Below are 23896 nucleotides of genomic sequence, written 5' to 3'. Positions count from 1 at the left end.
CCAGCACCGTAATAAGGCGTGATGATAACAGAGATAGCGAACTTTCTGGATTGCAGCCATAAAAAAACCCGCCGGAAGCGGGTTTTTTGGCAGCGACGTTGCGTTAGATGGCAACAACGTTGGCTGCGGCTGGGCCACGTTGGCTGTCCTGGATGGAGAATTCAACCTGCTGACCTTCTGCCAGAGTTTTGAAACCATCGCTGACGATAGCGGAAAAATGCACGAAAACATCTTTCGAGCCATCGGCTGGAGTGATAAAGCCGAAGCCTTTGCTTTCGTTGAACCATTTTACGTGACCGGTAATCTTAGTCATTTGACTTTCCTTTACTTGATAAACCTGCCTTGACGGCACTTACGGCGCGAAGGCCCTGCGTTCTGTAGGTCTTCTTTCGCCGCCAGTTATTAACGCATAATCGTCGTGACAGGGCAAATTTTTTCGTTCCTTATTAAAACAGCAGGTTACAGGACTAATTTTGCAAAATGGCCTGCGCGCTTTCGCCGGAAGGATGTCGGCGCAATCGTTTTCGTATATACTGCGCGCCTGTTTTTAGCCCCGTCAATTTTCACATCAGGGACCAGACTATGTTTACTATTGGAACCGCACTGTGCCCCTCCGCCACCCGTGTCATGCTGCTCGGCTCCGGCGAACTGGGTAAAGAGGTGGCAATCGAATGCCAGCGTCTTGGGTTGGAAGTGATTGCCGTCGATCGCTATGCCAATGCCCCGGCAATGCACGTCGCGCATCGCAGCCACGTGATTAACATGCTGGACGGCCAGGCGTTGAAGACGCTGATCGAGCAGGAGCGTCCTGACTACATCGTACCGGAAATTGAAGCCATCGCCACCGACATGCTGGTGCAACTGGAGCAACAGGGCCACCATGTCGTGCCCTGCGCCGAAGCGACTCGCCTGACCATGAACCGCGAAGGCATTCGCCGTCTGGCGGCAGAGAATCTTGCCCTGCCGACCTCCAGCTACCGCTTTGCCGATAGCCAGGACGCCTTTTATCAGGCGGTCGACGACATAGGCTACCCCTGTATTATCAAACCGGTGATGAGCTCATCCGGCAAAGGCCAGAGCCTGATCCGTGACGCCTCGCAGTTGGCGGCAGCCTGGGAATATGCGCAACAGGGCGGTCGCGCCGGCGGTGGACGGGTGATTGTCGAAGGACTGGTCAAGTTTGATGTTGAAATTACCTTGCTGACCATCAGCGCGGTGGACGGCGTACATTTTTGCGCGCCGATCGGTCACCGTCAGGAAGATGGCGATTACCGTGAATCCTGGCAGCCGCAATGCATATCGCCGCTAGCGTTGCAACGCGCCCAGGCGATAGCCGAGCGGGTGGTCACTGCGCTGGGTGGTTACGGGTTGTTTGGCGTTGAGCTATTCGTTTGCGGCGATGAGGTCATTTTCAGCGAAGTCTCCCCTCGCCCGCACGATACTGGCATGGTGACGCTGATTTCACAGGATCTGTCGGAGTTTGCCCTGCACGTTCGCGCTTTCCTGGGTCTGCCGATCGGCGCTATTCGCCAGTTCGGTCCGGCGGCATCGGCGGTTATCCTGCCGGAGCTGACCAGCAGCGACCTGCGCTTTGGCGGATTGGATCAGGCATTGCAGGGGCACAACCAGCTGCGGCTGTTCGCCAAGCCTGACATCAGCGGCAAACGCCGTCTGGGCGTGGCGCTGGCCTGTGCACCGACCACCGAGCAGGCGGTTGAAATCGCCACTCAGGCTGCCGCGGCGGTAATGGTGCAAGGGTGATGGACAGGTAAAATAGCCAAAGCCCGGGTTACCCGGGCTTTGGTTTGATGAACAGGCGGAACCTGTTCAACGCTTAATAATCGTCTTCGTCTTCGTCATCTTGCGGCTCGGCATCCGGTTGCATACCCGGCGCATCCTCGTCTTCCTCGTCAAACATGACGGCAACCCGGGCACCCTGATGCTGTTCGCGGATCTGCTGCGCAACCACGGCAATCGCTTCACCGCTGCTCATGCCCTGCTCCATCAATTGACGGATGCGATCCGCAGCTTCCTGCTGCTCCAGATGATTCAGTGACGGCATACCTGCAAGCATGTGTTTATCTCCAGCTGATTGGAGGGGGATTATACCCTGCCTACGTTACGCCGCAACCGCGTCACCCGGTTATTATTGTGCGGCCGGTTTGGTACTGTGCCCATCAAATCGCCACTGTTTCAGCCGCGAGCGCCATAACAAGACGTGCCAGGCCTGTTTCAGGCCGCGCGCGTTGGCGGTCATCAATCGGTCGATGCCGCGACGGTAGAACTCGCGGGTAATCTGCTGTTGCGCCACCGACTCCGGCTCACGGCGAATACTGTGGCAAATACCCAGCGCTTCACGGGCGATCTGCCAATGAAACGCCGGTCGCAGCCTAATCTTGTCGGCATAGCGGCGGTTAAGCGCCACCAGCATCTCGACGATCTTCATATAATGACGCTGATATTCGACGTTGGCCGCGCCGGTGCGACGCCGATTGCTGATCGAGCGGTCATGCACCCGCTGCCGATACAACGGCGTACTGAGATATTGTACCCGTTGGGCATTAAACATCACTTCGGTGGTCCAGGGAATATCCTGATGGTGCAGACCGGGTTCAAAATAGAGCCGATGCTGCTTAATAAAATCAAGCCGATATATTGCCAGCCACACCACATGAATAAATTTTCGCGTTTTCAAGGCGCGCTCAAACCATTGCACGCCGCTAATTACCCCGGTCGATGACAGACGCGCAGCAGGAATAATTTCTTTTAATTCATTCTGCTGGGTGAAATAACGTTCACCGTTGCACTGCATGACATCCAACAGATTATTTTCAGCCATTTCGATCAACGTGGAATACATTTCCGGCGCCAGCAGATCGTCGGCGTCGGGAAAGGCGACATATTTGCCGCTCGCCACCGCCAGACCGGCGTTGCGGGCGACCGAAACGCCGGCATTAATCTGGTCGATAATCGTAATATGCGAATAACGCCCAGCGTAACGGCGAGCTATCTCAGCTGACCCATCGGTCGAACCGTCATTAATAATAATCACTTCCAACCGGCGTTCATCTTGTGCCAGCAGCGATTGTAAAAACGGTTCCAATAATTCGCCCGCATTGTGCATTGGGACGATCACGCTCAACATTAAAGACATAATCTACGTTTTCCTTACCTGTCGCCAGGAAAAGAATGTTTAAAAAAATGGCGTATGTTGCTAACCAGCGAAACGCCGGAATAATGACGGCCGAAAGCCCACGACGATCGCGTTTAACAAGGTTGCGTAAAAGAAAACTAATTTTTGCATGTTTGTATGCAACGAACGTCGCAAAAAATGCTTAGCTCGCTTATTATTGACTTGCCACATGAAGCGAGTTCGCATGCGCCGCCGCACGGAATATGGCAGAATATCCCTCAGGAACAGCCGCCCCGTAAGCCAGGTTTATTGCAATCCATGACTCAATCCGTACCAAACCTCAAATCGTTGCCGTACCATCGCCACGCCGTGCTGGAGCAGTTTGCTCCGCTGGCGTCTCAACCCTGGGCCATGCTGCTGCATTCGGGGTTCGCCGAGCATTCGCACAATCGATTCGATATTTTGGTCGCCGATCCACGCGTCACGCTGACCACCCGCGGCGAACGTACGCAGATTATCGCAGGTTCCAGCGTCGTTGAGTCGCCGGACGATCCCTTTACCTTACTGCAACGGCAGCTGGCCGCGCTGACGTTTGCCCCCACGGCGCGAGCCGATCTGCCGTTTCAAGGCGGCGCGCTGGGCCTGTTTGGCTACGATCTGGGTCGCCGGGTGGAGACCCTGCCGCAGGTGGCGCAGGCCGATATCGCCCTGCCGGACATGGCGGTAGGAATTTATGACTGGGCGCTGATTGCCGACCACCATCTGCAAACCTTGACCTTGCTGAGCCATGATGATGTAGAGCAGCGCTGGCAGTGGCTAACGCAGCAATCATCGCCGGCAGCCAGACCATTTACCCTGACCAGTCACTGGCAAGCCAACATGACCCGGGCGCAGTACGGTGAAAAGTTTCGCCAGATCCAGCATTACCTGCGCAGCGGGGATTGCTATCAAATCAATTTGGCTCAGCGCTTTTCGGCTTCGTATCAAGGTGATGAATGGCAAGCGTTCCTGCAACTGAGCGCCAGCAATCGCGCGCCATTTTCCGCCTTCCTGCGGCTGCCGGACAACGCGGTATTGAGCGTTTCACCCGAGCGTTTCCTCTGGTTGGAAAATCAACAGATTCAAACCCGGCCGATCAAAGGCACGCTGCCGCGACTGGCCGATGCCGAACAGGACGCAGCTCAGGCACAACGGCTGTCAACCTCGGCGAAAGATCGAGCCGAAAACCTGATGATCGTCGATTTGCTGCGTAACGATATCGGCCGCGTGGCTCACCCCGGCAGCGTACGGGTGCCGGAACTGTTCGTGGTCGAACCCTTTCCGGCAGTGCATCATCTGGTCAGTACCGTGACCGCAACGCTGCCCAGCACGACGCCGGCCAGCGCGCTGCTGCGTGCCTGTTTCCCCGGCGGTTCGATCACCGGCGCTCCCAAGGTGCGAGCGATGCAGATTATTGAAGAACTTGAACCGCAGCGACGTAATGCCTACTGCGGCAGCATCGGCTATCTCAGCGCCTGCGGCACCATGGATACCAACATCACCATCCGCACACTGATCGCCGAACAGGGTCGCCTGTATTGTTCGGCTGGCGGCGGCATCGTCGCAGACAGCCAGGAACAGGCGGAATATCAGGAAACCTTTGATAAGCTGGGGCGTATCTTGCCACAACTGGGGGAGTTTACCGTTTCGTGAGCCAACCGACCTACCCGGCCTCGCTGGCTGACTTTATCAGCCGCTTCCAATTGCAGTTGCCACAGGCATCGCGGATCTCACATAACGTGCGGCCAGCGGCGGTATTAGTTCCGATTATCTGTCGGCCAGAGCCGACGCTGCTGTTAACGCGCCGTGCCGATACGTTGCGCAAACATGCCGGCCAGGTGGCCTTTCCCGGTGGTAAAACCGATGCCAGCGACGCTTCAGCCACCTTCACCGCGCTGCGCGAGGCGCAAGAAGAAGTTGCCATCCCGCCGGCGGCGGTCACCGTACTTGGCCAGATGGCTCCGCTCGACAGCAGCACCGGCTTCCAGGTCACGCCGATCGTTGGCCTGATCGCGCCGGATGTGCAGTTCCATGCCAATGAAGACGAAGTGGCAGACGTGTTCGAAATGCCATTACATGAAGCATTGACGCTGTCGCGCTACTACCCGCTGGATATTCACCGCGCCGGACATGCGCATCGGGTCTATCTGTCCTGGTATCAGAGCCAGTTTGTCTGGGGCCTCACCGCCGCCATCATCCGCCGTCTGGCGCAACAGGTGAGCCTCTGACGCCACCAACCAGTGACCGCGGTCACATCCTGTCGGGGGTATTTTGCGACTTTCGACGGTAAAGCGATCGCCATCACTTCATCAGTTTGCTTTTTCGACTACCTTCCACGCTATCGGGCTTTTAAAAAAACTGTAAACCCGCTCTTCAACCTTACGAAATAACTGTAAAATACGCTTGCCTGGTATAAACCACTGTAAAAACAGGGTCAGCGCCAACGGCAATTGGTAGCAAAAAAAGTAACACCAAGGATTATTTTATTTCATGCGAAAAAGGCAACCGAACCCGTACGGCCCTTTTACAATATCGCTGTTCCCTGCGTGGTTTTTAACCGCCGCAGCCATAACAACATGCCTCTTTAAGGAGTTTTAGCGTGATTAGCGTTTTCGACATGTTTAAGATCGGCATCGGCCCGTCCAGCTCTCATACGGTTGGACCGATGAAAGCCGGCAAACAGTTTGTCGACGATCTGGTAAATAAAGGCCTGATGCCTTCTATCACGCGTGTTGCCGTAGACGTTTACGGCTCACTCTCATTAACCGGTAAGGGCCACCATACCGATATCGCCATTATCCTCGGCCTGGCCGGCAATATGCCGGATACCGTGGATATCGACAGCATTCCCGGATTTATTCGCGATGTAGAACAACGTCAACGCCTGATGCTGGCCAGCGGCATGCATGAGGTCGATTTCCCGCGTGACGGCGGCATGGTGTTTCGCAGCGACAACCTGCCACTGCATGAAAACGGCATGCAAATTCACGCCTATGCCGGTGAAAAGCCGGTGTACAGCAAAACCTATTACTCGATCGGCGGTGGCTTTATCGTCGACGAAGAACACTTCGGCAAGGCTGACGCCAACGAAGTCACCGTACCGTATCCATTCCATTCCGCCCGCGAAATGCTCGATCACTGCCGTGACACCGGCATGTCATTGTCCGGTATGGTGATGCAAAATGAACTGGCATTGCATAGCAAACAAGAGATCGATACCTATTTTGGCGATATCTGGCAGACCATGCGCGCCTGTATCGATCGGGGTCTGAATACCGAAGGCGTACTGCCGGGTCCGTTGCGCGTACCACGCCGTGCTTCCGCGCTGCGACGCATGCTGGTGTCTTCCGACAAGCTGTCCAGCGATCCGATGAACGTGATTGACTGGGTGAACATGTTCGCGCTGGCGGTCAACGAAGAAAACGCCGCCGGTGGCCGCGTGGTCACCGCACCAACCAATGGCGCCTGCGGCATCGTGCCGGCAGTGCTGGCCTATTACGATCACTTTATCGAATCGGTCAGCCCGGATATCTACATTCGTTACTTCCTGGCGTCAGGTGCCATCGGCACACTGTACAAGATGAACGCGTCGATTTCCGGCGCGGAAGTCGGCTGTCAGGGCGAAGTCGGCGTGGCCTGTTCAATGGCGGCAGCCGGTCTGGCGGAGCTGCTGGGTGGCAGCCCGGAACAGGTATGCGTGGCGGCGGAAATCGGCATGGAACACAATCTGGGTCTGACCTGCGATCCGGTCGCTGGCCAGGTTCAGGTGCCGTGCATCGAACGCAACGCCATTGCTTCGGTCAAGGCGATCAACTCCGCTCGTATGGCGCTGCGCCGCACCAGTGAACCACGCGTATCGCTGGATAAGGTCATTGAGACCATGTACGAAACCGGCAAGGACATGAATGCCAAATACCGCGAAACCTCGCGCGGCGGACTGGCCATCAAGGTACAGTGCGACTGATCCTCAACCCCGCCACACGGCGGGGTTTTTTATTTCAAAATCAATAAAATAACCCACGCATTAGTGACGCCGTCACTTATCACCTAACCGTTTTGGCCGCGCTTTATCCGTCATTAAACCGCAGAAATACCCTTCTGTTCCGGTAAACTGAAATATATTATTGCGTTATCATCAATTGTTGACCCGTGACAGGCTAGAATTAGCCAAGAATCATTAAGGGGAATAGAGTCTGATGGTGGCATCGGGCTGGCTTAGCGAACAAGGATTTAGCCGATGTTGATGTCCCAACTTGCCGTCACGAAATATCGCCATTACCGCTGGCTGCTCGCCGGTGCGGTTGGGTTGGCGGTGCTGATGGTGTCGCTGTGCATTCGCTATTATCAACAGGTTAAAAGCATCGAGCGTGATCAACAGGTCTTTGCCGCCCGCATTGTCAACAAACTGGATAACCTGCTGAACCCCGCAACGCAACAGGCGCTGCGTATTATGCCGCTGATTGGCCAGACCTGTGAAAAATCGATCCCCACGCTACGTTATCGCATGGCGCAAAACCAGGCGTTGCGCTCATTGCTGCTGGTGCAAAACGGCAATATCTACTGTTCCAGCCTGTTTGGCCAACGCAATTACCAGTTCAGCGCCATTTTCCCGCATATTGATGCCCATGCCGGCCCGCAACTGGCTTTACGCCCTTCGATCGCCGTTTCGCGCGGACTGCCGTCGCTGGTACTGTGGTTGCCGCAGCCTGACAGCCAGCTCAGCGGCGTATTGTACGTCTACAATATCGAAATGCTGGCCAGTTTCCTGCTGGAGCCACAGACGCCTTATGCCCAACGGGTGGTGCTGAACGTCAATGGCAACAGTCTGGGCTACGGCGACCGCGAAATCTTGCGTAGCGAAACGCTGACCCAGGACCTGCGCTATACCGCCACCTCAAGCCGCTATCCGTACTCCATTTCGCTGTATAGCCCTGACAGCGCTTCGCTGGCATTAGCCGCCCTACCGGGCCACGTGCCGTTGGCATTGCTGATAAGCCTGTTGGCCGCCTATGTCGTGTATCTGATGACCGCCAACCGCATGAGCCTGGCGTATCACATCAGCCATGCCATCACCCATCGCGAATTCCGCGTGTATTGCCAGCCGATCATCAACGGGGAAACCGGGCGCTGCGTGGGTGTTGAAACCCTGCTGCGCTGGAAGAACAAACGGCAAGGCTGGGTATCGCCGGACGTGTTTATTCCGCTGGCGGAACAGCATGGTCTGATCGTTACGCTGACCCGATTTTTAATGACCACGGTGGTCGATAACCTGCGGCTGTTCCCGCCGCGTCCCTCGTTTTACATCAGCATTAACGTCGCCGCCGAGCATTTCAATTCGCAATGTATTATTGATGATATCCGGCGCATATGGCTGCCGGCCAATCCAATGCCTTCCCTGATGCTCGAACTCACGGAGCGCTCGGCGCTGTCTGACATTCAAGACGATCAGATCAAGGCGTTGAAAGCCTTGGGCATCATGCTGGCGATCGATGATTTCGGCACCGGGCACAGCTCGTTGAGTTATCTGAAAACCCTCAGTCCCGATGTGCTGAAAATCGATCGCGGTTTCACCGCCGCCATTGGTACCGATGCGATTAACGCCACCGTGACTGATACGATAATTACGCTGGCGCATCGTCTGAAGCTGAAACTGGTGGCCGAAGGGGTAGAAAGCGCCGAACAGGCGGCCTATCTGTGCTCGCGCCAGGTGAACGCCATGCAGGGGTATTACTTTGCCAAGCCAATGCCGATAAACGTTTTTCCGCTATGGTTAGCGCGTTATGAGACACGTCAGCGAGTATTGCATCAGCGGGAGGAACGACAGAAAAGGAGTAATAAGCCGGAGGCATGAGCCCCCGGCTGTGGCGTTACTGTTGTTGTTCGAAGGAGGTGGGGACTTTACTGATGCGCACCAGTTCGATGCGATAATCCGTCGCTTCGAGAATTTCAAAACGCAGATGATTGAGTTCCACCACGGCACCCACCGGTGGCATCTGGCCGTAATGGGCCAGCAGGAATCCCGCCAGCGAGGCGTAGTCCGCCGTTGGGCTCACCAGATCGTCACAGTTCAGCGCCTGCTCCAGCGAGTGTACGTCGGCGCCGCCCTGCACCAGCCAGCTGTCGCCCTCCGCCACGATATCTGGCGTTTCATCTTCGTCGGGGAATTCACCGGCAATCGCTTCCAGCACATCCAGTGGCGTAACCAGCCCCTGGACCACGCCGAACTCGTTGGACACCACCACCAGACGACCTTTGGCCCGGCGCAGCACCGACAGCAGATTGATCACGTCCATGGTGTCCGGCACCACGATCGGCGGCGTGCGCGCAGCAAACTCGGCGATGTCCTCGCCCTGCTCCAGCGCGATCAACAGGTCTTTGGCACGCACTACGCCAACGATTTCATCCAGCTCGTCACGGCAAACCGGGAACAGGCTGTGCGGCGTGTCCAGTAACTGGGCGCGCACCTCCTCTAACGAGCGATCGCAATCGACCCACGAGATCTCGGTACGCGGCGTCATCACGCTGCGAATCGAACGCGATGCCAGCGTCAATACGCCGCTGATCATATAGCGCTCTTCCTCGGCAAAGGTTTCATCCACCGGTTGCGGCGCATCTTCCGCCGTCTGTTGCTGCGCACGCTGCTGGCCCATCAGGCGCATGATCGCCTCTGCAGTACGTTCACGCATCGGACGTCGCGCCTGGTGCTTGATAAAATTGCGTCGTGCAATCTGGTTAAACAGCTCGATCAGGATCGAGAAGCCAATCGCCGCATACAAGTAACCTTTAGGAATGTGCAGACCAAATCCTTCGGCAATCAGGCTCAGGCCGATCATCAGCAGGAAGCTCAGGCACAGCACCACAATGGTCGGGTGGGCATTGACGAAGTTGGTTAGCGGCTTGGATGCCAGCAGCATTACCAGCATGGCAATCACGACCGCCGTCATCATTACCGGCAGATCGTTCACCATGCCAACGGCGGTAATCACCGCGTCAAGCGAGAACACCGCATCAAGGATGACAATCTGCACCACTACCGCCCAGAACTTGGCATAGCCGCGGTTGCCGCCATCCTGGTGGGTTTGCCCTTCCAGGCGCTCATGCAGCTCCATGGTGGCCTTGAACAACAGGAACACGCCACCAAACAGCAAAATCAGGTCGCGTCCCGAAAAACTGAATTCCCCCACGCTGAACAGCGGCGTGGTCAGCGTCACCATCCACGAGATCACTGACAACAGGCCCAGGCGCATGATCAGCGCCAGCGACAGACCGAGAATGCGCGCTTTGTCACGCTGCTTCGGCGGCAGTTTATCGGCCAGGATGGCGATAAACACCAGGTTGTCGATGCCCAACACGATTTCCAAAACGACTAACGTCAGTAACCCAGCCCAGATTGAGGGGTCCATTAAAAATTCCATTATCAGACTCCGGAAAAAAGACAGGTTCGCTGAGCCGCACGCAGGCGCAACGCATCGCACGCAGGGCGTGAGATAACAAACACAGCAAGAGATCGGGATGGTACTACCGGGAGATGGCCGAGCGGCCGCGAGAAAGCATTAACGCCAACCGGTGGCGGGTAAAGCCGTGGAAAACAGTAACTTCGGTGACAGTCCATAGGGTGGGCTGAGGCCCTTCACTCCTTGGTTATAAAAGAAGAAATTACTTTATCAGGAATTTTATTACCGTCAACGCGCTTTTTTTACCAGCACGTCGCGCTGTCATACGGTTGCTGTTTAATTCCTCAAACGCGTATTGAGTGAACGTTTAACGCGTAATAGCTGAGCGACGTCACATAATTTATTTTTTCACTCACTAAAATAAATGGCGAAAACGTGCATTGCCGCATCCAGGCTTTTGATACTGCGTGACAAAGGTTCCGGGTGCGTTGGTTAATTTCTACCATAATGGATCTGAACATCGAGGGTGACTGCCAGGAAGGTGGCAAACAATGACACATTCCGTGTCAGAGGTTTAATGAGGAGGTAGCGAGTGGCAATAGCTATTATCATCGGCACACACGGGAGCGCGGCGGAACAGCTGCTGAAAACCGCGGAAATGCTATTGGGCGAACAGGATAACGTCGCCTTTATCGATTTCGTTCCCGGAGAAAACGCCGAAACATTAATTGAGAAATATAAATTAAAAATCAGTGAATTAGACACCAGCGGCGGCGTCCTGTTCCTGGTCGATACCTGGGGTGGCAGCCCGTTCAATGCGGCAAGTCGCCTGGCGCTCGACAAGGCGGATTATGAAGTGATCACCGGCGTCAACATTCCAATGCTGGTTGAGACTTTCATGGCACGTGATGATGACCCCGGTTTTGCCGAGCTGGTCGCACTGGCGCTGGAAACCGGCCGCGAAGGCGTCAGAGCGCTGAACAAACCCGACGAAGAACCCGTCAAGCCCGCGGCCAAAAGTGCCCCAGCGCCGGCTGCCGCAGCGCCACAGGCGCCCCTTGGCCCAGACGATCACATGAAGATCGGCCTGGCGCGTATCGATGACCGCCTGATTCATGGCCAGGTCGCCACTCGCTGGACCAAGGAAACCAACGTCAGCCGCATCATCGTCATCAGTGACGAAGTTGCAGCCGATAACCTGCGTAAGACTCTGTTGACACAGGTTGCGCCACCGGGTGTTACAGCCCACGTGGTTGACGTCGCCAAGGCGATTCGCGTGTGGAACAACCCCAAGTATGCCAATGACCGCGTCATGCTGCTGTTTACCAATCCAACCGATGTCTGGCGTCTGGTGGAAGCCGGCGTGGATATCACCTCGGTGAATATCGGCGGCATGGCGTTCCGACAGGGTAAAACCCAGGTCAATAACGCGGTTTCCGTTGATGAAAAAGACATCGAAGCGTTTAAGAAATTAAACGATCGCGGTATCGAATTGGAAGTTCGCAAAGTCTCGTCCGACAGCCGTTTAAAAATGATGGACCTGATAAACAAACTTAATTAATGGCGATTGCCAATAATTATTCTTACTCAGAGCTCTTGGTCATAGGAGAAGTACAATGGAGATTACCACTCTTCAGATTGTGCTGATATTTATCGTCGCATGTATTGCCGGGATGGGTTCCGTTCTGGACGAGTTCCAGTTCCACCGCCCATTGGTCGCCTGTACGCTGATCGGCTTTATCCTCGGTGATATCAAGACCGGCATCATTATCGGCGGTACGCTGGAAATGATCGCCCTCGGCTGGATGAATATCGGTGCTGCCGTTGCGCCAGACGCCGCGCTGGCGTCGATAATTTCCACCATTCTGGTGGTGGCCGGCGGCCAAAGCGTCGGTGCCGGGATCGCACTGGCCATACCGTTGGCCGCAGCCGGTCAGGTACTGACCATTATCGTTCGTACCCTGACCGTGGCCTTCCAGCACGCGGCAGACAGCGCGGCCGAACGTGGCAGCCTGCGCGCCATCACCTGGCTGCACGTTTCCGCCCTGCTGTTGCAGGCGATGCGTATTGCCATTCCAGCGGTTATCGTTGCCGTTTCGGTGGGCACCGCCGGCGTACACGCGTTGTTGAATTCCATTCCTGAAGTGGTCACCACCGGTCTGAACATCGCCGGCGGCATGATCGTGGTGGTCGGTTACGCGATGGTCATCAACATGATGCGTGCCGGTTACCTGATGCCGTTCTTCTATGCCGGTTTCGTTACCGCCGCCTTCACCAACTTCAACCTGGTGGCATTGGGGGTGATTGGCGTCGTCATGGCCGTGCTGTACATCCAGCTCAGCCCGAAATACAACAAGCCGCAGGTTGTTCAGGGTGGCCCTGCTCAGCCGAACGATCTTGATAACGAACTGGACTAGGAATAGGTGAGAGAAATGGTTGATACAACTGCTGCTCAAAAGAAACTGACGCCGGCGGATATCCGCGGTGTGTTCCTGCGATCGAACCTGTTCCAGGGTTCCTGGAACTTCGAACGTATGCAGGCGCTGGGTTTCTGTTTTTCGATGGTACCGGCGATCCGTCGCCTGTATCCGGAAAACAACGACGATCGCAAACAGGCGATCAAGCGCCATCTGGAATTCTTCAATACCCACCCTTATGTCGCCGCGCCAATCCTTGGCGTCACCCTGGCGATGGAAGAACAACGTGCCAACGGCGCGCCGATTGACGATGCGGCGATCAACGGCATCAAGGTCGGCCTGATGGGGCCACTGGCCGGCGTGGGCGACCCGATCTTCTGGGGCACCATGCGCCCGGTATTTGCCGCGCTGGGTGCCGGCATCGCCTTGACCGGCAGCCTGCTCGGGCCGATTCTGTTTTTTGTGCTGTTTAACCTGGTGCGTCTGCTGGTGCGCTACTATGGCGTGGCCTATGGCTATCGCAAAGGGGCCGATATCGTCAACGATATGGGCGGTGGCTTCCTGCAAAAACTGACGGAAGGGGCGTCGATTCTCGGCCTGTTTGTCATGGGGGCGCTGGTTAACAAGTGGACCCACGTCAACATCCCGTTGGTGGTGTCGAAAATTACCGACCAGACCGGCCATACCACGGTTACGACGGTGCAAACCATCCTTGACCAGTTGATGCCGGGGCTGATCCCGCTGTTGCTGACCTTCGGCTGTATGTGGCTGTTGCGGCGTAAGGTCAACGCGCTGTGGATCATTCTGGGCTTCTTCGTGATCGGTATTTTTGGTTACTGGATTGGCCTGCTGGGCGTGTAACGCCGTTTGACCGCCGGGGGCTCCCCCGGCTTTTTTTATCTGTGGAGCTGTAAGATGTCGCTGACGGACCTTGCCATCATGGTATTTATCGTACTGTTGCTGCTGTATGCGCTGTATGACGAGTTCGGCATGGATAAAATGCGCGGCGCGACGCTGCTCAAGGTGCAACTCAAGCGTAGCAACCGCATCGACTGTCTGATTTTTGTGGTCCTGCTGGGCATTCTGGTGTACCGAAATATTGCTGACCACGGTGCACCACTGACAACATGGTTATTAATATCTCTGGCGTTGGTTGCGGTTTATATTTCTTATATTCGCTGGCCAAAATTGTTATTCAAAGCGCAGGGTTTTTATTATGCCAACGCCTTTATTGAATACCGGCGAATTAACGCCATGAATTTGTCCGAGGATGGCGTTTTAGCCATCGATTTGGAGAAGCGACGCTTATTGATACAGGTTACCCAGTTAGATGACCTGGAGCGTATTTACCATTTTTTTGTTGAAAATCAGTCAATAAAAACCTGACTCATTGCAACGCAACCTTCCTGACGGTAGCATGATGGTTTAATCCATCAGTAACGCTGCCGTTTTTTTGTTTATTATTTCCACAATAACATTGTCACTACCGCTTATATTTCTGGCGCAACAACACTAATGAAAACAATTCTCAATTTCATTAAACCAGTACATTGCAATTAATGGTTGTATCCGGGAAAAATAATATGCTAAGGTTGCGCCCGTCATTGGGGAGTAGCCGGTTTCTGGATAATATTGACCAGAAACGCCCGTATCAACATACTCGTTTTGCAGTCTGAAACGTGGTGCGGGCAGCCAGGTAAGGTTGGCGAGACCATAGACACGTAACTCCGTCGTTTGGTTGGGGGTGGGTTACGTGTATATGGAGCCGCCCGGCCGAGGCTATTTCACATGAATCTTTCCGCAACACTCATTCTGGCTTTTGGCATGTCCATGGACGCGTTTGCTGCGTCAATCGGCAAAGGTGCCAGCCTGCATCAACCGCGTTTTCGCGAAGCACTCCGCACCGGACTCATTTTTGGCGTTATCGAAGCCATTACCCCGCTTATCGGCTGGTCGCTGGGTCTGTTTGCCAGTCAGTACATCATGGAATGGGATCACTGGGTTGCCTTCAGCCTGCTGTTTATTCTCGGCATGCGCATGATTATTGAGGGAGTGCGTAACCGTCAACAGGAAACCGTCAAGGTGAAGCAGCACGGTTTCTGGCTACTGGTTGCCACCGCCATTGCCACCAGCCTGGACGCGATGGCCATCGGCGTAGGCCTGGCCTTCCTGCAGGTGAATATCGTTCATACCGCCATGGCGATTGGCTGTGCAACGATGATCATGGCCACCCTCGGCATGATGCTTGGTCGCTTTATCGGTCCACTGCTCGGCAAACGCGCGGAGATTATCGGCGGCGTGGTGCTGATTGGCATCGGCGGCAATATTCTGCTGGAGCACCTTGGTTACCTCGCCTAGTCGGCGTTGGGGACAAAAAAACCTGCCGCTGGCAGGTTTTTTTTGTCTCAACCATGACGGCGATACACGCGGATGGCAAAGTCGGTCTCACAGGCGAAACTGGCGCTGGCCGTCAGTTGCCGTTGCGTCTCTGCCGAGGCTCGCCAGGCAAAAGGCGTCATTTGCAGCAGATTTGCCGCCTGTTCCCCCGATAACTGCAGCGGATAGGCCAGTGATTCACTCCGCGCCGTCTCAAAACCAGGCAATTGCTCATCCTGTTCAGCATGTAACTGAACTTCTTGATAAATAAGTTCTTTTAGCTGATATAAATGACGCGGCCCTGGTGACACTGTCACAACAACCCCACCTGGCCTCACTACCCTGGCCAATTCCTGCCCCTTGCAAGGCGCATAGATGCGCAATACCGCGTCCAGCGACGCGTCGGCGAAAGGTAGCCGATGGCTGGATGCCACGCAGAACGATACCGCCGGATAGCGTTTGGCAGCATAACGGACCGCCACCTTGGCCACGTCCAGACCATAGATACGCATTTCTCGCGCCTGATTGAGCCTCTGCGCCACCGCAGCGGTGTAATAGCCCTCACCACAGCCGATATCCAGCAAGGCCTGTGCATCACTGTCGAGCGCGTTATCCAGCAGTTCGGCGACCCGCTGCTGCAATGGCTGATAAAAACCACCGTCGAGAAACGCACGGCGCGCCTGCATCATTTCAACGCTGTCGCCGGGCTGTTTCGAGCGTTTATGCTGCACCGGCAGTAGATTGACGTAACCTTCCCTTGCACAATCGAACTGATGGTTATTCTCACAGCGCCACTGCGGGGCGGTGAAGTGGAGATGCTGATGGCATAAGGGGCAAACATAAGACATGTGTTGAATTCCAGAGAGATGCGGCGCGGCTAGTCTAAATAAGCCGGCGGGCCGATGCAAGGCGCATCCCCAGCGCCTACCTGCGCGACGACGGCGATGCTGGCAGTATGGCATCGACCAAGACGAATTCATCATCCAATTACCGGCAAGAGCCGTGTCAGCGGCAATGGCAGGGTATACACTGTCAGCTTCGCCCCAACACAGGTTAATCATCGGTTATGACTGACTATTCTGCCTTACTCAGCACCATTCCTGCCATTCGGCACGGTTTTGGCAATAAAAGCGCCTTGCTACCGACGGACTTACAACACTACCGGGACACTCAGCCGGAAAAAAAACAGGTGCATGGCACACGCATCGTTGATGTTAGCCACCCTGCCCAGCCCTGCGGCGACGCCGACGGCGTGTATACCACTCAACCTGGCATTCTGCTCAGCGTACTTACCGCCGATTGCCTGCCGGTGATCTTCAGCCGGCGCGACGGTAGCGCCATTGCTGCCGTACATGCCGGTTGGCGAGGATTGCTGGACGGTATGCTCGAACGCATGGCGGCGCGTATCGAGCAGGACGATTCGACCGCCAACTGGGTGGCGGCGATTGGCCCGGCGGCAGGCGCCTGTTGTTATCAAGTCAATCAAGAGCTGGTTGAGCTATTTCAGCAGCGCTTGTCGTTGCCGGCAGAGTTGATCAGCCCACATACCCGCCACCTTGATTTAACGGCAATAGCCAAAGGTCAACTGCACAACCTTGGGTTTGCCGCGGTCGACGACGCCGGCAGTTGCACCATCTGTACGTTAAATCGCGATCCTCAGCAGCCTCAGCGCTTCAAATACACCAGTTTTCGCCGCAATAGCCAACGTAGAGCGCAGGATCCGGCGCATCCTGGTATCAAAGGGCGCAATCAATACGCCGGGATTATCATTACCGGCTGAGCGGAAACGAAAAAGCCCGCACGAAGGCGGGCTTTTTGTACAGCTGACGCTGATTAGATAGCAGTAACGTTTACTGCTGATGGGCCTTTCTGGCCATCTTGGATTTCGAACTCAACGTTCTGGCCTTCAGCCAGGGTTTTGAAGCCGTTACCCTGGATTGCAGAGAAGTGTACGAACACGTCTTTGCTGCCGTCAGCCGGGGTGATGAAACCGAAACCTTTAGACTCGTTGAACCACTTAACTTGACCTTTGATCTTTGCCATCTTGAGTATTTCCTTTGGATTGTTTAAACCGCCCGTAGGCGTTACATAGACAAACTAGAGTCGTTACTGCTTGAGGCACTAAGATAAGGATCGGCAGAGAAGCGGTATTCAACGCTAACGTCTTTACTCAGAACTTCTTTACTGAAAATGCCACACATATACAGAACTGTACCTCGTTTTACCCAGATGCGTTATCACATACTCTGTATTCGATGGCAAGCCATTTTTAATCACCGGTGGACGTGTCGCACATAATTGAAACGGTCGAGAGCAACAAGCGCATAAATAGACTAAAATCTGTTGAAGCTCTCTCTATTTTCTGCTTTGTAAAGACGCCGCGCTACACTCCGCGCCCTGCCTGAAATTTAACAAAACTTTCAACCGCTCGACGCCGATCCGCAGTGACATATAGCGTCTTTCTGCGCGTGAACCGTTAAAATTTTTGAATCTTTATGAAATTTGATATGCATCATTTGTATAACGATGAACGGGTAAAGAAAATCATCGCCGCACAGCCGACTGACTATCACATTGATGCTACATGCGTGTTGCATCGCCATGACGGCCGGTGAGCCTGCGCCTTGTTCGCTGCATTGTAGTGCAGGCGACGGCCGCTCGATGAAAAATTGCACCATCAACGCGCAGGCAAGCTCGAATTAAGGCAACGCAGCGCAACGGCTAATTTAATTAGCCCCTTTGGTGAGTGATAATATATTTCCGCTTATCCTTTAATAAAAATAATATTATTAATACGCGGCGCATCCAATGGTCGCGCTATATTATCCAGGCCAGGTCCCAATCAACGCGGCTGCCCACTGCATGCGTCGATACAGACGATTGATGCGCCACACCACCTGTCGCGCACTGACAGTGAAAGCCCCGGTTACCGGGGGTGCCTGTTGACAAGCGCCCGGTTTCACCGCGAGCTGATTAATCGCCCAATTCGATACGTTGGCCAATCTTGAGCGGCTCAAATTGGTGCTGCCGTATTCCGGCCTGGCTCAAGGCCAATGCCAGCTGCTGTGGAGGATCATCCAGCGATTCATCGGCTAATTCAAATACGCCCCAATGAATGGGAATAACCCGAGGCTGTTTTAATTGTTGATACAGTTTTACCGATTGTTGTGGATCCATATGTTGCTCTTGCATGAACCAACGTGGTGCATAGGCGCCAATCGGCAGCGCGGCGACATCGAACGGCCCTAACCGGTCACCGATCTCTGCCAACCGCTCTGAATAGCCGCTGTCGCCAGAGAAATAAAACCGCAGTGACGGATGATGGATCACCCAGCCGCACCACAATGAGCGGTTACGATCCCACAGCGAACGCATGCTCCAATGGCGGGCAGGCGTCGCATGAAATGTCATTTCGCCCACCGACAGGCTATCCCACCAATCCAGCTCCTCTACCCGCGCAAAACGATAGCGGCGAAACCAGTTTTTCAGCCCCAACGGCACAATGAAGGTTGCCTGTGGAAAACGCCGTGCCAGCTGACGCACCGTGCGGCGGTCCAGGTGGTCATAGTGGTTATGCGATATCAGCACCACATCCACCGCGGGCAATTGTCTCACCGTCAACGGCGGCGGGGTACGGCGTTTGGGTCCATAGAAGCTCAGCGGTGAAGCACGCGGTGACAGCACCGGATCGATCAGCACATAGCGCCCGTCCAGACGCAACAATATGCTGGCATGCCCCAACCACCAGATACAATCCTGTTCGCCACCGAGATCGGCTTGCTGCCACCAGTTGGCAGTGAACTGCTGATAGCCGTCGCTCGGTGGCTTTGGCAGACCCTGTTTTTTGCGCTCATCCTGCCAGCGGCGCAGATCGCCCTCCTGACGCTGCGACGGCTCCGGATTGCGAAACCCCTGCGGCGTATGGTGCGCCTTGCTAGCATCATAATAACGATTGGTGTTTTTGTTCATGCTGTTTGAGCAACCTCACACGGAAACCATTCTCACCCTATCAAGTTAGACGTTTTGACGCGTGGAAAACAGTGCTCAGCCGAGCTGACCTTTTCGATTATCGCGTTGTCTGAGTCTCTGTGGGAAAGCAACGGCCGCTAAGAGCCCGTTAAGCATCTCTTAAGAACTTTATGTTTTACTTGTCAGGACAATCAATAAAGGAGGAGTTATGGGCCGTTCTACATCACGCAAATCGCGCGTCCGTTTGGGTCGTATTCGCAGCGCGATGCTGGCGCAAGTCCAGTATTGGAAAATGTACGCGACGATGAAGCTGCGTCGTCTGCGCGTACCGGCGCCATTGGCGGTACTGTTCGCAGCGATGGTGAGTTTTTTTGTTCTGGGGTTGCTGATGCTCAGCGTGGTGGCCATTGACATCGTCACCACCCTGTTCCTGCTGTGCAGGAAGATGCTGGGCCGCGATCGAGCGGACAGCGGCAACGCCTTTATGCCGCGCGGCTAGACCAACAAGGAGGCGCAAGCGCGCCTCCCCATACCGATTTAACGCCTACGCTGCAGCCGATTGCCGGTTTTGCGCCGCGTCAGCGTGAACCCGAGCCACAACAGCCCGATCCATACCGGGATCAGCAACACCGAAATACGGATACCGTCGGTGAGATACATGATGACCAGTATCATCGCCAGAAACGCCAGGCACAGGTAGTTGCCGAAGGGGTACCAAAAAGCCTTGAAATGCGGGATAACGCCCTGCCGATTCTTTGCCGCACGGAACTTCAGGTGCGCCAGACAGATCATCACCCAATTGATCACCAGCGTTGAAACCACCAGCGCCATCAGCAATTCAAACGCCTTGCCGGGCATCACATAGTTGATCAGCACGCCAATCGAGGTCACCAGCGCCGATAACGCGATTGACAATACCGGTACGCCGCGTGGGTTGACGCGCGTCAGCACCTTTGGCGCATTGCCTTGCGTCGCCAGGCCAAACAGCATACGGCTATTGGCATACACCCCGCTGTTATAGACCGACAGGGCCGCCGTCAGCACGACCACATTAAGCAGGGTCGCCACCAGGTTGCTGTTCAGCGCGTGGAAAATCATCACGAACGGGCTGCCGCCCTCCACCACTTTGCCCCAGGGATACAACGACAGCAGCACGGTCAGCGAGCCAATATAGAAAATCAGTATGCGATACACCACCTGATTGGTGGCCTTGGGAATGCTATGGCGCGGATCGGCAGCTTCAGCAGCGGTAATGCCCACCATTTCCAACCCGCCGAACGAAAACATGATCACGGCCATCGCCATGACCAATCCCATGACCCCATGCGGGAAAAACCCACCCTGCGCCCACAGATTGCTGATATCGGCTTCCGGACCACCGCTGCCGCTGGCCAGCAGATAGGCGCCGAACACAATCATGCCCATGATGGCCGCCACCTTGATTATGGCAAACCAGAATTCGGTTTCACCATAGATGCGCACGTTGACCAGATTGATCAGATTGATCAGCACGAAGAACGCTGCGGCCGACGCCCAGGTTGGAATTTCCGGCCACCAGTACTGAATATAGATGCCTACCGCCGTCAGCTCCGCCATACCGACCAGGATAAACATCGCCCAGTAGTTCCAGCCGGACAGGAACCCGGCGAAGTCACCCCAGTATTTATAGGCAAAGTGGCTGAATGAACCGGCAACCGGCTCTTCCACCACCATCTCCCCCAACTGACGCATGATCAAAAAGGCAATAAAGCCGCCAATAGCATAACCCAGCAATACCGAAGGTCCCGCCATTTTAATGGTCTGGGCAATGCCGAGAAATAGCCCGGTGCCAATGGCGCCTCCCAGGGCGATAAGTTGTATATGTCTGTTTTTCAAGCCGCGTTTTAGCGGGGTATCCTGCTGCTGGTCGCCCATCTTGTCCTCGTATGGCAAAAGGCCTTGCCATTACTGCACAAGATTTCGCCAATCAAAAAATGTATCTGCGGGCGGCTTTTTAACACTTAACCCCGCGAGCATCAAGGATTAGCACCGGGCAGGCTATGCTCCCGGCGCAGGCATGGGCAGGAATTGCTGAAACGTTGGGCGGCTATCGACCAGGCAGGTCGCACAGTTTACTCAGATTACGGGCACCGATCATCAGGGTTGCCACATAAGACTGGCGGCGGGTCACCACTTCAACCGCCACTCGGTCATTTTGATATTTGACCAGATAGGTCGAGGGCCAGCCCTGACGGCGCTGACCGAAACTTTCGGCGTGACGGTCAATTGCCGCATGGGCAACCACCAGATGAGACAGGTTTTTATCACCTTTGATAATGCGCTTCATAAACAGGCTCCGCCAAAGACAGTTCCGTTGTCAGATTATGGAAAACATTAATCGATCATCAGTAATGGAGACTTAACGCGAGGTTTCCTGATTTTGCTGACTGAGCAGAAAACAGATCATCGCCGCACGCAACGGACTGCTGCTGTCGGCCAGCCATTCACCACGCGGAGAGGAGATCCGCGCTTGCCATTGCGGGCTGTCGCCGTGGCTATCGGGGTTCAGACTGATTTTATTGGCGCAGATAATCGGCCAGGCATCGGAGGGATTCTTGCAATAATCTTTACCCTTAACGCCGCCGTACGGGTACCATTTGTCCGGATTTTCTCCGGTAATCAGGGCAATACTGCGGTTCACTTCGGCGTCGCTTTCTTCATACCATTTAATCATCAGCTCTATCCATCTTTCGTTATGTTCGCGCTACATTACGATGCCAATACGACAGTTTTATGACGGCCAGAGCGGTTTTTGTATTATCTTCACTAATGTTTTATCGCGTTACCTTTACCCATCGTTCGATTACACTGCGTCTTTATGGTTGCCATTCTGGAGTCCCCATGCTTAGCGGTCTTAATCATCTGACGCTCGCGGTGCGCGACGTGGAACGCAGTCTCGAATTTTACCGGCAAACGTTGGGCTTTCACCTGCATGCGCGCTGGCAGCAAGGTGCCTATCTCACGCTGGGGGAGCTATGGTTGTGCCTGTCGCTAGATGATACGCGTGCAGCCTGCGCGCCGCGCGACTACACCCATTATGCGTTCAGCATTACTTCGGCAGACTTTCCTGCGATGGTCGAACGCCTGCAACAGGCCGGCGTTCGCCAGTGGAAAAGCAACCGTAGCGAAGGTGAATCACTGTATTTTCTCGATCCGGACGGACACCAACTGGAAATTCATAGCGGCGATTTGGCCAGCCGCCTGGCGGCCTGCCGAGCCGCGCCGTATCAGGGAATGGCGTTTTCTGAAGACCTGAAGTGAGAAGCCGCACGCGCGATAACCTGCCAATCCGTGGCTCTCTCACGGTAGCGGAACCTGATTAGCGTTCGGGAATAAATCCTTTGAAATCCAACGCCGGGTTGAGATCGTCATCATCGTCCAACGGCGTCTGGTCACCGCGAGCGTTGCCAACCAGGCGTTGCAGCAATGCGGTTTGCTGGCGCTGCTGATCGGCGATTTCCTGCAACAGGCGCACCTGTTCGTTGGCACGCACGCTGGCGCGATTGATCAAAAACCATACCCACAGCCCCACCAGCAGCGCAATCGGCACCATCACCAGTGCCAGCAGCCCCGACGAGCCAAAAACTGAATCTAACATGAACTATCCTACTCACTGCCAAAACGGGTATCCATCTTAACACTGCAAAGATGGGCGCGAACATCCTTGTCTCTGATTGCGCCATCTTCTACGTCACCACGGAACAAAGCGCGTGATCGAACAGATCCCCAACGCAAAGCTCTCGCCCTGATCGCAATAACTGTCGAGAGCAAGCAGATAAAAAATCAGGCATGCCACCACGGTCGCAACGATCACCAGGATTTTGTTTCGCAACAAACTTAGCAGCCTCATTGTTACCTTGTTAACCGAACCACAGATTATCACACGAAACTTAAACAAACTTTAACCGGTCGTTTAGATTTCTGTCTGCGACGTCGTTTTCAGAATAATGGCGTTGCTCAGGGTGACGCATCATGGCTAGAGTGCAGCAACAGGATGCTACGAGGGAATAGAATGGGTAAGTTAATCAAATTGGTAGTGGCGGTCGCCGTGGCGTATGGCGTGCTGCTTTTTTCAGGTTACGGCGTATTGATTGGCAGTAATCAAAACGTTGGCGGGTTGGGATTGCAGTGCCAATATCTGACGGCACGCAACGTGGTGACGGCGCAGTATATTCATGGTGACAATGGCGTTATCGGTGTTTCTGACTGCCCGCTGTTCAAAAAGATTGAAACGGTGGTGGATTAACCGCACCACCGTCTGGCCGCCGGCGACGGCGGCCTCGCTTAATCGCGGCTGAACTTCAGCTCGATCAGCGCTATCGCTTTTTCAATTGCCCGCTTGGTGATCGGATCGGCACCCGCAGGATGCGTTGAAAAATCAATATTCTTCAGTTGGCTGGCCATTTTGTCTCGCACCTCGGTCGGCGCAATTACATCAATAACATCCAGAATCTGTTTTATCACCAGTTGGCAGGCCACCAGATCGGAAACCAGTTCCTGATCGTTGCTTAATGCATTGGACATAATCA

General features: G+C 54.8%; 28 protein-coding genes and 1 riboswitch. Of the genes, 14 read left to right on the top strand and 14 right to left on the bottom strand.

From position 1 onward, the window contains the following. Window positions 1-103: 103 nt before the first annotated feature. Window positions 104-313: a transcription antiterminator/RNA stability regulator CspE gene (gene cspE / locus ACCC84_RS09480; RefSeq protein WP_004961856.1), complete on the bottom strand. Its 210-nt coding sequence runs from the start codon at window positions 311-313 to the stop codon at window positions 104-106. A gap of 269 nt (window positions 314-582) precedes the next feature. Between cspE (ACCC84_RS09480) and purT the strand changes: the two genes are divergently transcribed. Beyond that, window positions 583-1761, top strand: coding sequence for a formate-dependent phosphoribosylglycinamide formyltransferase (gene purT / locus ACCC84_RS09475; RefSeq protein WP_039992021.1), 1179 nt, complete (start codon window positions 583-585; stop codon window positions 1759-1761). Window positions 1762-1834: 73 nt separating this feature from the next. Here the strand turns inward: purT and ACCC84_RS09470 are convergent, their stop codons facing one another. Together ACCC84_RS09470 and ACCC84_RS09465 are read right to left on the bottom strand one after the other, a co-directional pair. Then, window positions 1835-2074 carry a YoaH family protein gene (locus tag ACCC84_RS09470; RefSeq protein WP_004961849.1) on the bottom strand — a complete coding sequence of 80 codons (240 nt, stop codon included), beginning with the start codon at window positions 2072-2074 and terminating at the stop codon, window positions 1835-1837. A gap of 72 nt (window positions 2075-2146) precedes the next feature. Continuing rightward, entirely contained in the window at window positions 2147-3154 is a 1008-nt protein-coding gene (locus tag ACCC84_RS09465) for a glycosyltransferase (RefSeq protein ID WP_371901787.1), read from the bottom strand. A 297-nt stretch (window positions 3155-3451) separates the two neighbouring features. On the opposite strand from ACCC84_RS09465, the gene pabB reads away from it, so the two are divergent. The 4 genes from pabB (at window position 3452) to ACCC84_RS09445 (ending at window position 9023) form a co-directional block, all read left to right on the top strand. Beyond that, window positions 3452-4825, top strand: a complete 1374-nt coding sequence (pabB, locus tag ACCC84_RS09460) for an aminodeoxychorismate synthase component 1 (protein WP_371901786.1) — start codon at window positions 3452-3454, stop codon at window positions 4823-4825. Continuing rightward, window positions 4822-5400 (top strand): CoA pyrophosphatase, encoded by a 579-nt coding sequence (locus ACCC84_RS09455; protein WP_004961842.1) that lies wholly within the window; start codon window positions 4822-4824, stop codon window positions 5398-5400. The genes pabB and ACCC84_RS09455 overlap by 4 nt, the downstream gene beginning before the upstream one ends. Window positions 5401-5771: 371 nt before the next feature. Then, complete coding sequence (sdaA, locus tag ACCC84_RS09450; RefSeq protein WP_039992017.1) at window positions 5772-7136, top strand: L-serine ammonia-lyase; 1365 nt, start codon at window positions 5772-5774, stop codon at window positions 7134-7136. A 273-nt stretch (window positions 7137-7409) separates the two neighbouring features. Beyond that, window positions 7410-9023 carry an EAL domain-containing protein gene (locus ACCC84_RS09445; protein WP_371901784.1) on the top strand — a complete coding sequence of 538 codons (1614 nt, stop codon included), beginning with the start codon at window positions 7410-7412 and terminating at the stop codon, window positions 9021-9023. Window positions 9024-9039: 16 nt separating this feature from the next. Here the strand turns inward: ACCC84_RS09445 and ACCC84_RS09440 are convergent, their stop codons facing one another. Further along, window positions 9040-10587 carry a TerC family protein gene (locus tag ACCC84_RS09440; protein WP_004961831.1) on the bottom strand — a complete coding sequence of 516 codons (1548 nt, stop codon included), beginning with the start codon at window positions 10585-10587 and terminating at the stop codon, window positions 9040-9042. A gap of 571 nt (window positions 10588-11158) precedes the next feature. Here ACCC84_RS09440 and manX point away from each other — a divergent pair. The 5 genes from manX (at window position 11159) to mntP (ending at window position 15341) form a co-directional block, all read left to right on the top strand. Beyond that, window positions 11159-12127: a PTS mannose transporter subunit IIAB gene (gene manX / locus ACCC84_RS09435; RefSeq protein WP_198772888.1), complete on the top strand. Its 969-nt coding sequence runs from the start codon at window positions 11159-11161 to the stop codon at window positions 12125-12127. 55 nt (window positions 12128-12182) lie between these two features. Continuing rightward, window positions 12183-12983: a PTS mannose/fructose/sorbose transporter subunit IIC gene (locus ACCC84_RS09430; RefSeq protein WP_004961823.1), complete on the top strand. Its 801-nt coding sequence runs from the start codon at window positions 12183-12185 to the stop codon at window positions 12981-12983. A gap of 15 nt (window positions 12984-12998) precedes the next feature. Next, window positions 12999-13844 (top strand): PTS mannose transporter subunit IID, encoded by an 846-nt coding sequence (locus tag ACCC84_RS09425; RefSeq protein WP_004961819.1) that lies wholly within the window; start codon window positions 12999-13001, stop codon window positions 13842-13844. Between the two features lie 54 nt (window positions 13845-13898). Continuing rightward, the gene (locus ACCC84_RS09420; protein ID WP_004961817.1) at window positions 13899-14369 is read left to right on the top strand and encodes a DUF986 family protein; all 471 of its coding nucleotides are present in this window, start codon (window positions 13899-13901) and stop codon (window positions 14367-14369) included. A gap of 208 nt (window positions 14370-14577) precedes the next feature. Then, a riboswitch (yybP-ykoY riboswitch) is annotated at window positions 14578-14760 on the top strand. Between the two features lie 11 nt (window positions 14761-14771). Beyond that, on the top strand, window positions 14772-15341 hold the full coding sequence (gene mntP / locus ACCC84_RS09415) for a manganese efflux pump MntP (protein ID WP_004961814.1): 570 nt from the start codon (window positions 14772-14774) through the stop codon (window positions 15339-15341). A 47-nt stretch (window positions 15342-15388) separates the two neighbouring features. Here the strand turns inward: mntP and rlmA are convergent, their stop codons facing one another. Next, entirely contained in the window at window positions 15389-16207 is an 819-nt protein-coding gene (gene rlmA, locus ACCC84_RS09410; protein ID WP_004961812.1) for a 23S rRNA (guanine(745)-N(1))-methyltransferase, read from the bottom strand. Window positions 16208-16425: 218 nt separating this feature from the next. Here rlmA and ACCC84_RS09405 point away from each other — a divergent pair, with 218 nt between their 5' ends. Beyond that, entirely contained in the window at window positions 16426-17139 is a 714-nt protein-coding gene (locus ACCC84_RS09405) for a purine nucleoside phosphorylase YfiH/LACC1 family protein (protein ID WP_198772890.1), read from the top strand. Window positions 17140-17192: 53 nt separating this feature from the next. Here ACCC84_RS09405 and cspE (ACCC84_RS09400) read toward each other — a convergent pair whose 3' ends face one another. The 3 genes from cspE (ACCC84_RS09400) to ACCC84_RS09390 all read right to left on the bottom strand — a co-directional run bounded on the left by cspE (ACCC84_RS09400) (window position 17193) and on the right by ACCC84_RS09390 (window position 19328). Beyond that, complete coding sequence (gene cspE / locus ACCC84_RS09400) at window positions 17193-17402, bottom strand: transcription antiterminator/RNA stability regulator CspE (RefSeq protein WP_002221949.1); 210 nt, start codon at window positions 17400-17402, stop codon at window positions 17193-17195. 41 nt (window positions 17403-17443) lie between these two features. Further along, complete coding sequence (locus tag ACCC84_RS09395) at window positions 17444-17560, bottom strand: DUF2627 domain-containing protein (RefSeq protein ID WP_002211058.1); 117 nt, start codon at window positions 17558-17560, stop codon at window positions 17444-17446. Window positions 17561-18332: 772 nt separating this feature from the next. After that, a complete protein-coding gene (locus ACCC84_RS09390; RefSeq protein ID WP_273869944.1) occupies window positions 18333-19328 on the bottom strand; it encodes an MBL fold metallo-hydrolase in 996 nt (331 codons plus the stop codon). Window positions 19329-19536: 208 nt separating this feature from the next. On the opposite strand from ACCC84_RS09390, the gene ACCC84_RS09385 reads away from it, so the two are divergent. Further along, window positions 19537-19827 carry a hypothetical protein gene (locus ACCC84_RS09385; protein WP_039991997.1) on the top strand — a complete coding sequence of 97 codons (291 nt, stop codon included), beginning with the start codon at window positions 19537-19539 and terminating at the stop codon, window positions 19825-19827. 38 nt (window positions 19828-19865) lie between these two features. Here ACCC84_RS09385 and ACCC84_RS09380 read toward each other — a convergent pair whose 3' ends face one another. The 3 genes from ACCC84_RS09380 to ACCC84_RS09370 all read right to left on the bottom strand — a co-directional run bounded on the left by ACCC84_RS09380 (window position 19866) and on the right by ACCC84_RS09370 (window position 22041). Beyond that, window positions 19866-21242 (bottom strand): amino acid permease, encoded by a 1377-nt coding sequence (locus tag ACCC84_RS09380; protein ID WP_004961799.1) that lies wholly within the window; start codon window positions 21240-21242, stop codon window positions 19866-19868. 172 nt (window positions 21243-21414) lie between these two features. Then, on the bottom strand, window positions 21415-21654 hold the full coding sequence (locus ACCC84_RS09375) for a DUF4060 family protein (protein WP_004961798.1): 240 nt from the start codon (window positions 21652-21654) through the stop codon (window positions 21415-21417). Between the two features lie 72 nt (window positions 21655-21726). Continuing rightward, window positions 21727-22041, bottom strand: a complete 315-nt coding sequence (locus ACCC84_RS09370) for a phage protein NinX family protein (RefSeq protein ID WP_004961794.1) — start codon at window positions 22039-22041, stop codon at window positions 21727-21729. A 167-nt stretch (window positions 22042-22208) separates the two neighbouring features. Between ACCC84_RS09370 and fos the strand changes: the two genes are divergently transcribed. Beyond that, complete coding sequence (fos, locus tag ACCC84_RS09365) at window positions 22209-22628, top strand: fosfomycin resistance glutathione transferase (protein ID WP_273869952.1); 420 nt, start codon at window positions 22209-22211, stop codon at window positions 22626-22628. 58 nt (window positions 22629-22686) lie between these two features. On the opposite strand, the gene ACCC84_RS09360 is transcribed toward fos, so the two are convergent. Further along, complete coding sequence (locus ACCC84_RS09360; RefSeq protein WP_004961789.1) at window positions 22687-22965, bottom strand: YebO family protein; 279 nt, start codon at window positions 22963-22965, stop codon at window positions 22687-22689. 93 nt (window positions 22966-23058) lie between these two features. After that, window positions 23059-23202 carry a PhoP/PhoQ regulatory lipoprotein MgrB gene (gene mgrB / locus ACCC84_RS09355; RefSeq protein WP_039991996.1) on the bottom strand — a complete coding sequence of 48 codons (144 nt, stop codon included), beginning with the start codon at window positions 23200-23202 and terminating at the stop codon, window positions 23059-23061. A gap of 177 nt (window positions 23203-23379) precedes the next feature. Between mgrB and ACCC84_RS09350 the strand changes: the two genes are divergently transcribed. Beyond that, window positions 23380-23613, top strand: a complete 234-nt coding sequence (locus tag ACCC84_RS09350; protein ID WP_004961775.1) for a YobH family protein — start codon at window positions 23380-23382, stop codon at window positions 23611-23613. 38 nt (window positions 23614-23651) lie between these two features. Here ACCC84_RS09350 and ACCC84_RS09345 read toward each other — a convergent pair whose 3' ends face one another. Beyond that, window positions 23652-23891 carry a DUF2766 family protein gene (locus tag ACCC84_RS09345; RefSeq protein WP_039991995.1) on the bottom strand — a complete coding sequence of 80 codons (240 nt, stop codon included), beginning with the start codon at window positions 23889-23891 and terminating at the stop codon, window positions 23652-23654. Between the last annotated feature and the right edge of the window lie 5 nt (window positions 23892-23896).

This window comes from Serratia odorifera (assembly GCF_041448735.1).
In the GTDB taxonomy this organism is placed as follows: Bacteria; Pseudomonadota; Gammaproteobacteria; order Enterobacterales; family Enterobacteriaceae; genus Serratia_F; species Serratia_F odorifera.
The sequence above is the reverse complement of the archived record's forward strand: the minus strand, read 5'-3'. Positions and strand labels throughout refer to the sequence as shown.

Bases quoted from the DNA above. Each gene is read 5' to 3' on its own strand.
- cspE (WP_004961856.1), bottom strand. From the start codon at position 313: ATGACTAAGATTACCGGTCACGTAAAATGGTTCAACGAAAGCAAAGGC.
- purT (WP_039992021.1), top strand. From the start codon at position 583: ATGTTTACTATTGGAACCGCACTGTGCCCCTCCGCCACCCGTGTCATG.
- ACCC84_RS09470 (WP_004961849.1), bottom strand. From the start codon at position 2,074: ATGCTTGCAGGTATGCCGTCACTGAATCATCTGGAGCAGCAGGAAGCT.
- ACCC84_RS09465 (WP_371901787.1), bottom strand. From the start codon at position 3,154: ATGTCTTTAATGTTGAGCGTGATCGTCCCAATGCACAATGCGGGCGAA.
- pabB (WP_371901786.1), top strand. From the start codon at position 3,452: ATGACTCAATCCGTACCAAACCTCAAATCGTTGCCGTACCATCGCCAC.
- ACCC84_RS09445 (WP_371901784.1), top strand. From the start codon at position 7,410: ATGTTGATGTCCCAACTTGCCGTCACGAAATATCGCCATTACCGCTGG.
- ACCC84_RS09440 (WP_004961831.1), bottom strand. From the start codon at position 10,587: ATGGAATTTTTAATGGACCCCTCAATCTGGGCTGGGTTACTGACGTTA.
- ACCC84_RS09430 (WP_004961823.1), top strand. From the start codon at position 12,183: ATGGAGATTACCACTCTTCAGATTGTGCTGATATTTATCGTCGCATGT.
- ACCC84_RS09425 (WP_004961819.1), top strand. From the start codon at position 12,999: ATGGTTGATACAACTGCTGCTCAAAAGAAACTGACGCCGGCGGATATC.
- ACCC84_RS09420 (WP_004961817.1), top strand. From the start codon at position 13,899: ATGTCGCTGACGGACCTTGCCATCATGGTATTTATCGTACTGTTGCTG.
- mntP (WP_004961814.1), top strand. From the start codon at position 14,772: ATGAATCTTTCCGCAACACTCATTCTGGCTTTTGGCATGTCCATGGAC.
- rlmA (WP_004961812.1), bottom strand. From the start codon at position 16,207: ATGTCTTATGTTTGCCCCTTATGCCATCAGCATCTCCACTTCACCGCC.
- ACCC84_RS09405 (WP_198772890.1), top strand. From the start codon at position 16,426: ATGACTGACTATTCTGCCTTACTCAGCACCATTCCTGCCATTCGGCAC.
- cspE (WP_002221949.1), bottom strand. From the start codon at position 17,402: ATGGCAAAGATCAAAGGTCAAGTTAAGTGGTTCAACGAGTCTAAAGGT.
- ACCC84_RS09395 (WP_002211058.1), bottom strand. From the start codon at position 17,560: ATGTGTGGCATTTTCAGTAAAGAAGTTCTGAGTAAAGACGTTAGCGTT.
- ACCC84_RS09390 (WP_273869944.1), bottom strand. From the start codon at position 19,328: ATGAACAAAAACACCAATCGTTATTATGATGCTAGCAAGGCGCACCAT.
- ACCC84_RS09385 (WP_039991997.1), top strand. From the start codon at position 19,537: ATGGGCCGTTCTACATCACGCAAATCGCGCGTCCGTTTGGGTCGTATT.
- ACCC84_RS09380 (WP_004961799.1), bottom strand. From the start codon at position 21,242: ATGGGCGACCAGCAGCAGGATACCCCGCTAAAACGCGGCTTGAAAAAC.
- ACCC84_RS09375 (WP_004961798.1), bottom strand. From the start codon at position 21,654: ATGAAGCGCATTATCAAAGGTGATAAAAACCTGTCTCATCTGGTGGTT.
- ACCC84_RS09370 (WP_004961794.1), bottom strand. From the start codon at position 22,041: ATGATTAAATGGTATGAAGAAAGCGACGCCGAAGTGAACCGCAGTATT.
- fos (WP_273869952.1), top strand. From the start codon at position 22,209: ATGCTTAGCGGTCTTAATCATCTGACGCTCGCGGTGCGCGACGTGGAA.
- ACCC84_RS09360 (WP_004961789.1), bottom strand. From the start codon at position 22,965: ATGTTAGATTCAGTTTTTGGCTCGTCGGGGCTGCTGGCACTGGTGATG.
- ACCC84_RS09350 (WP_004961775.1), top strand. From the start codon at position 23,380: ATGGGTAAGTTAATCAAATTGGTAGTGGCGGTCGCCGTGGCGTATGGC.
- ACCC84_RS09345 (WP_039991995.1), bottom strand. From the start codon at position 23,891: ATGTCCAATGCATTAAGCAACGATCAGGAACTGGTTTCCGATCTGGTG.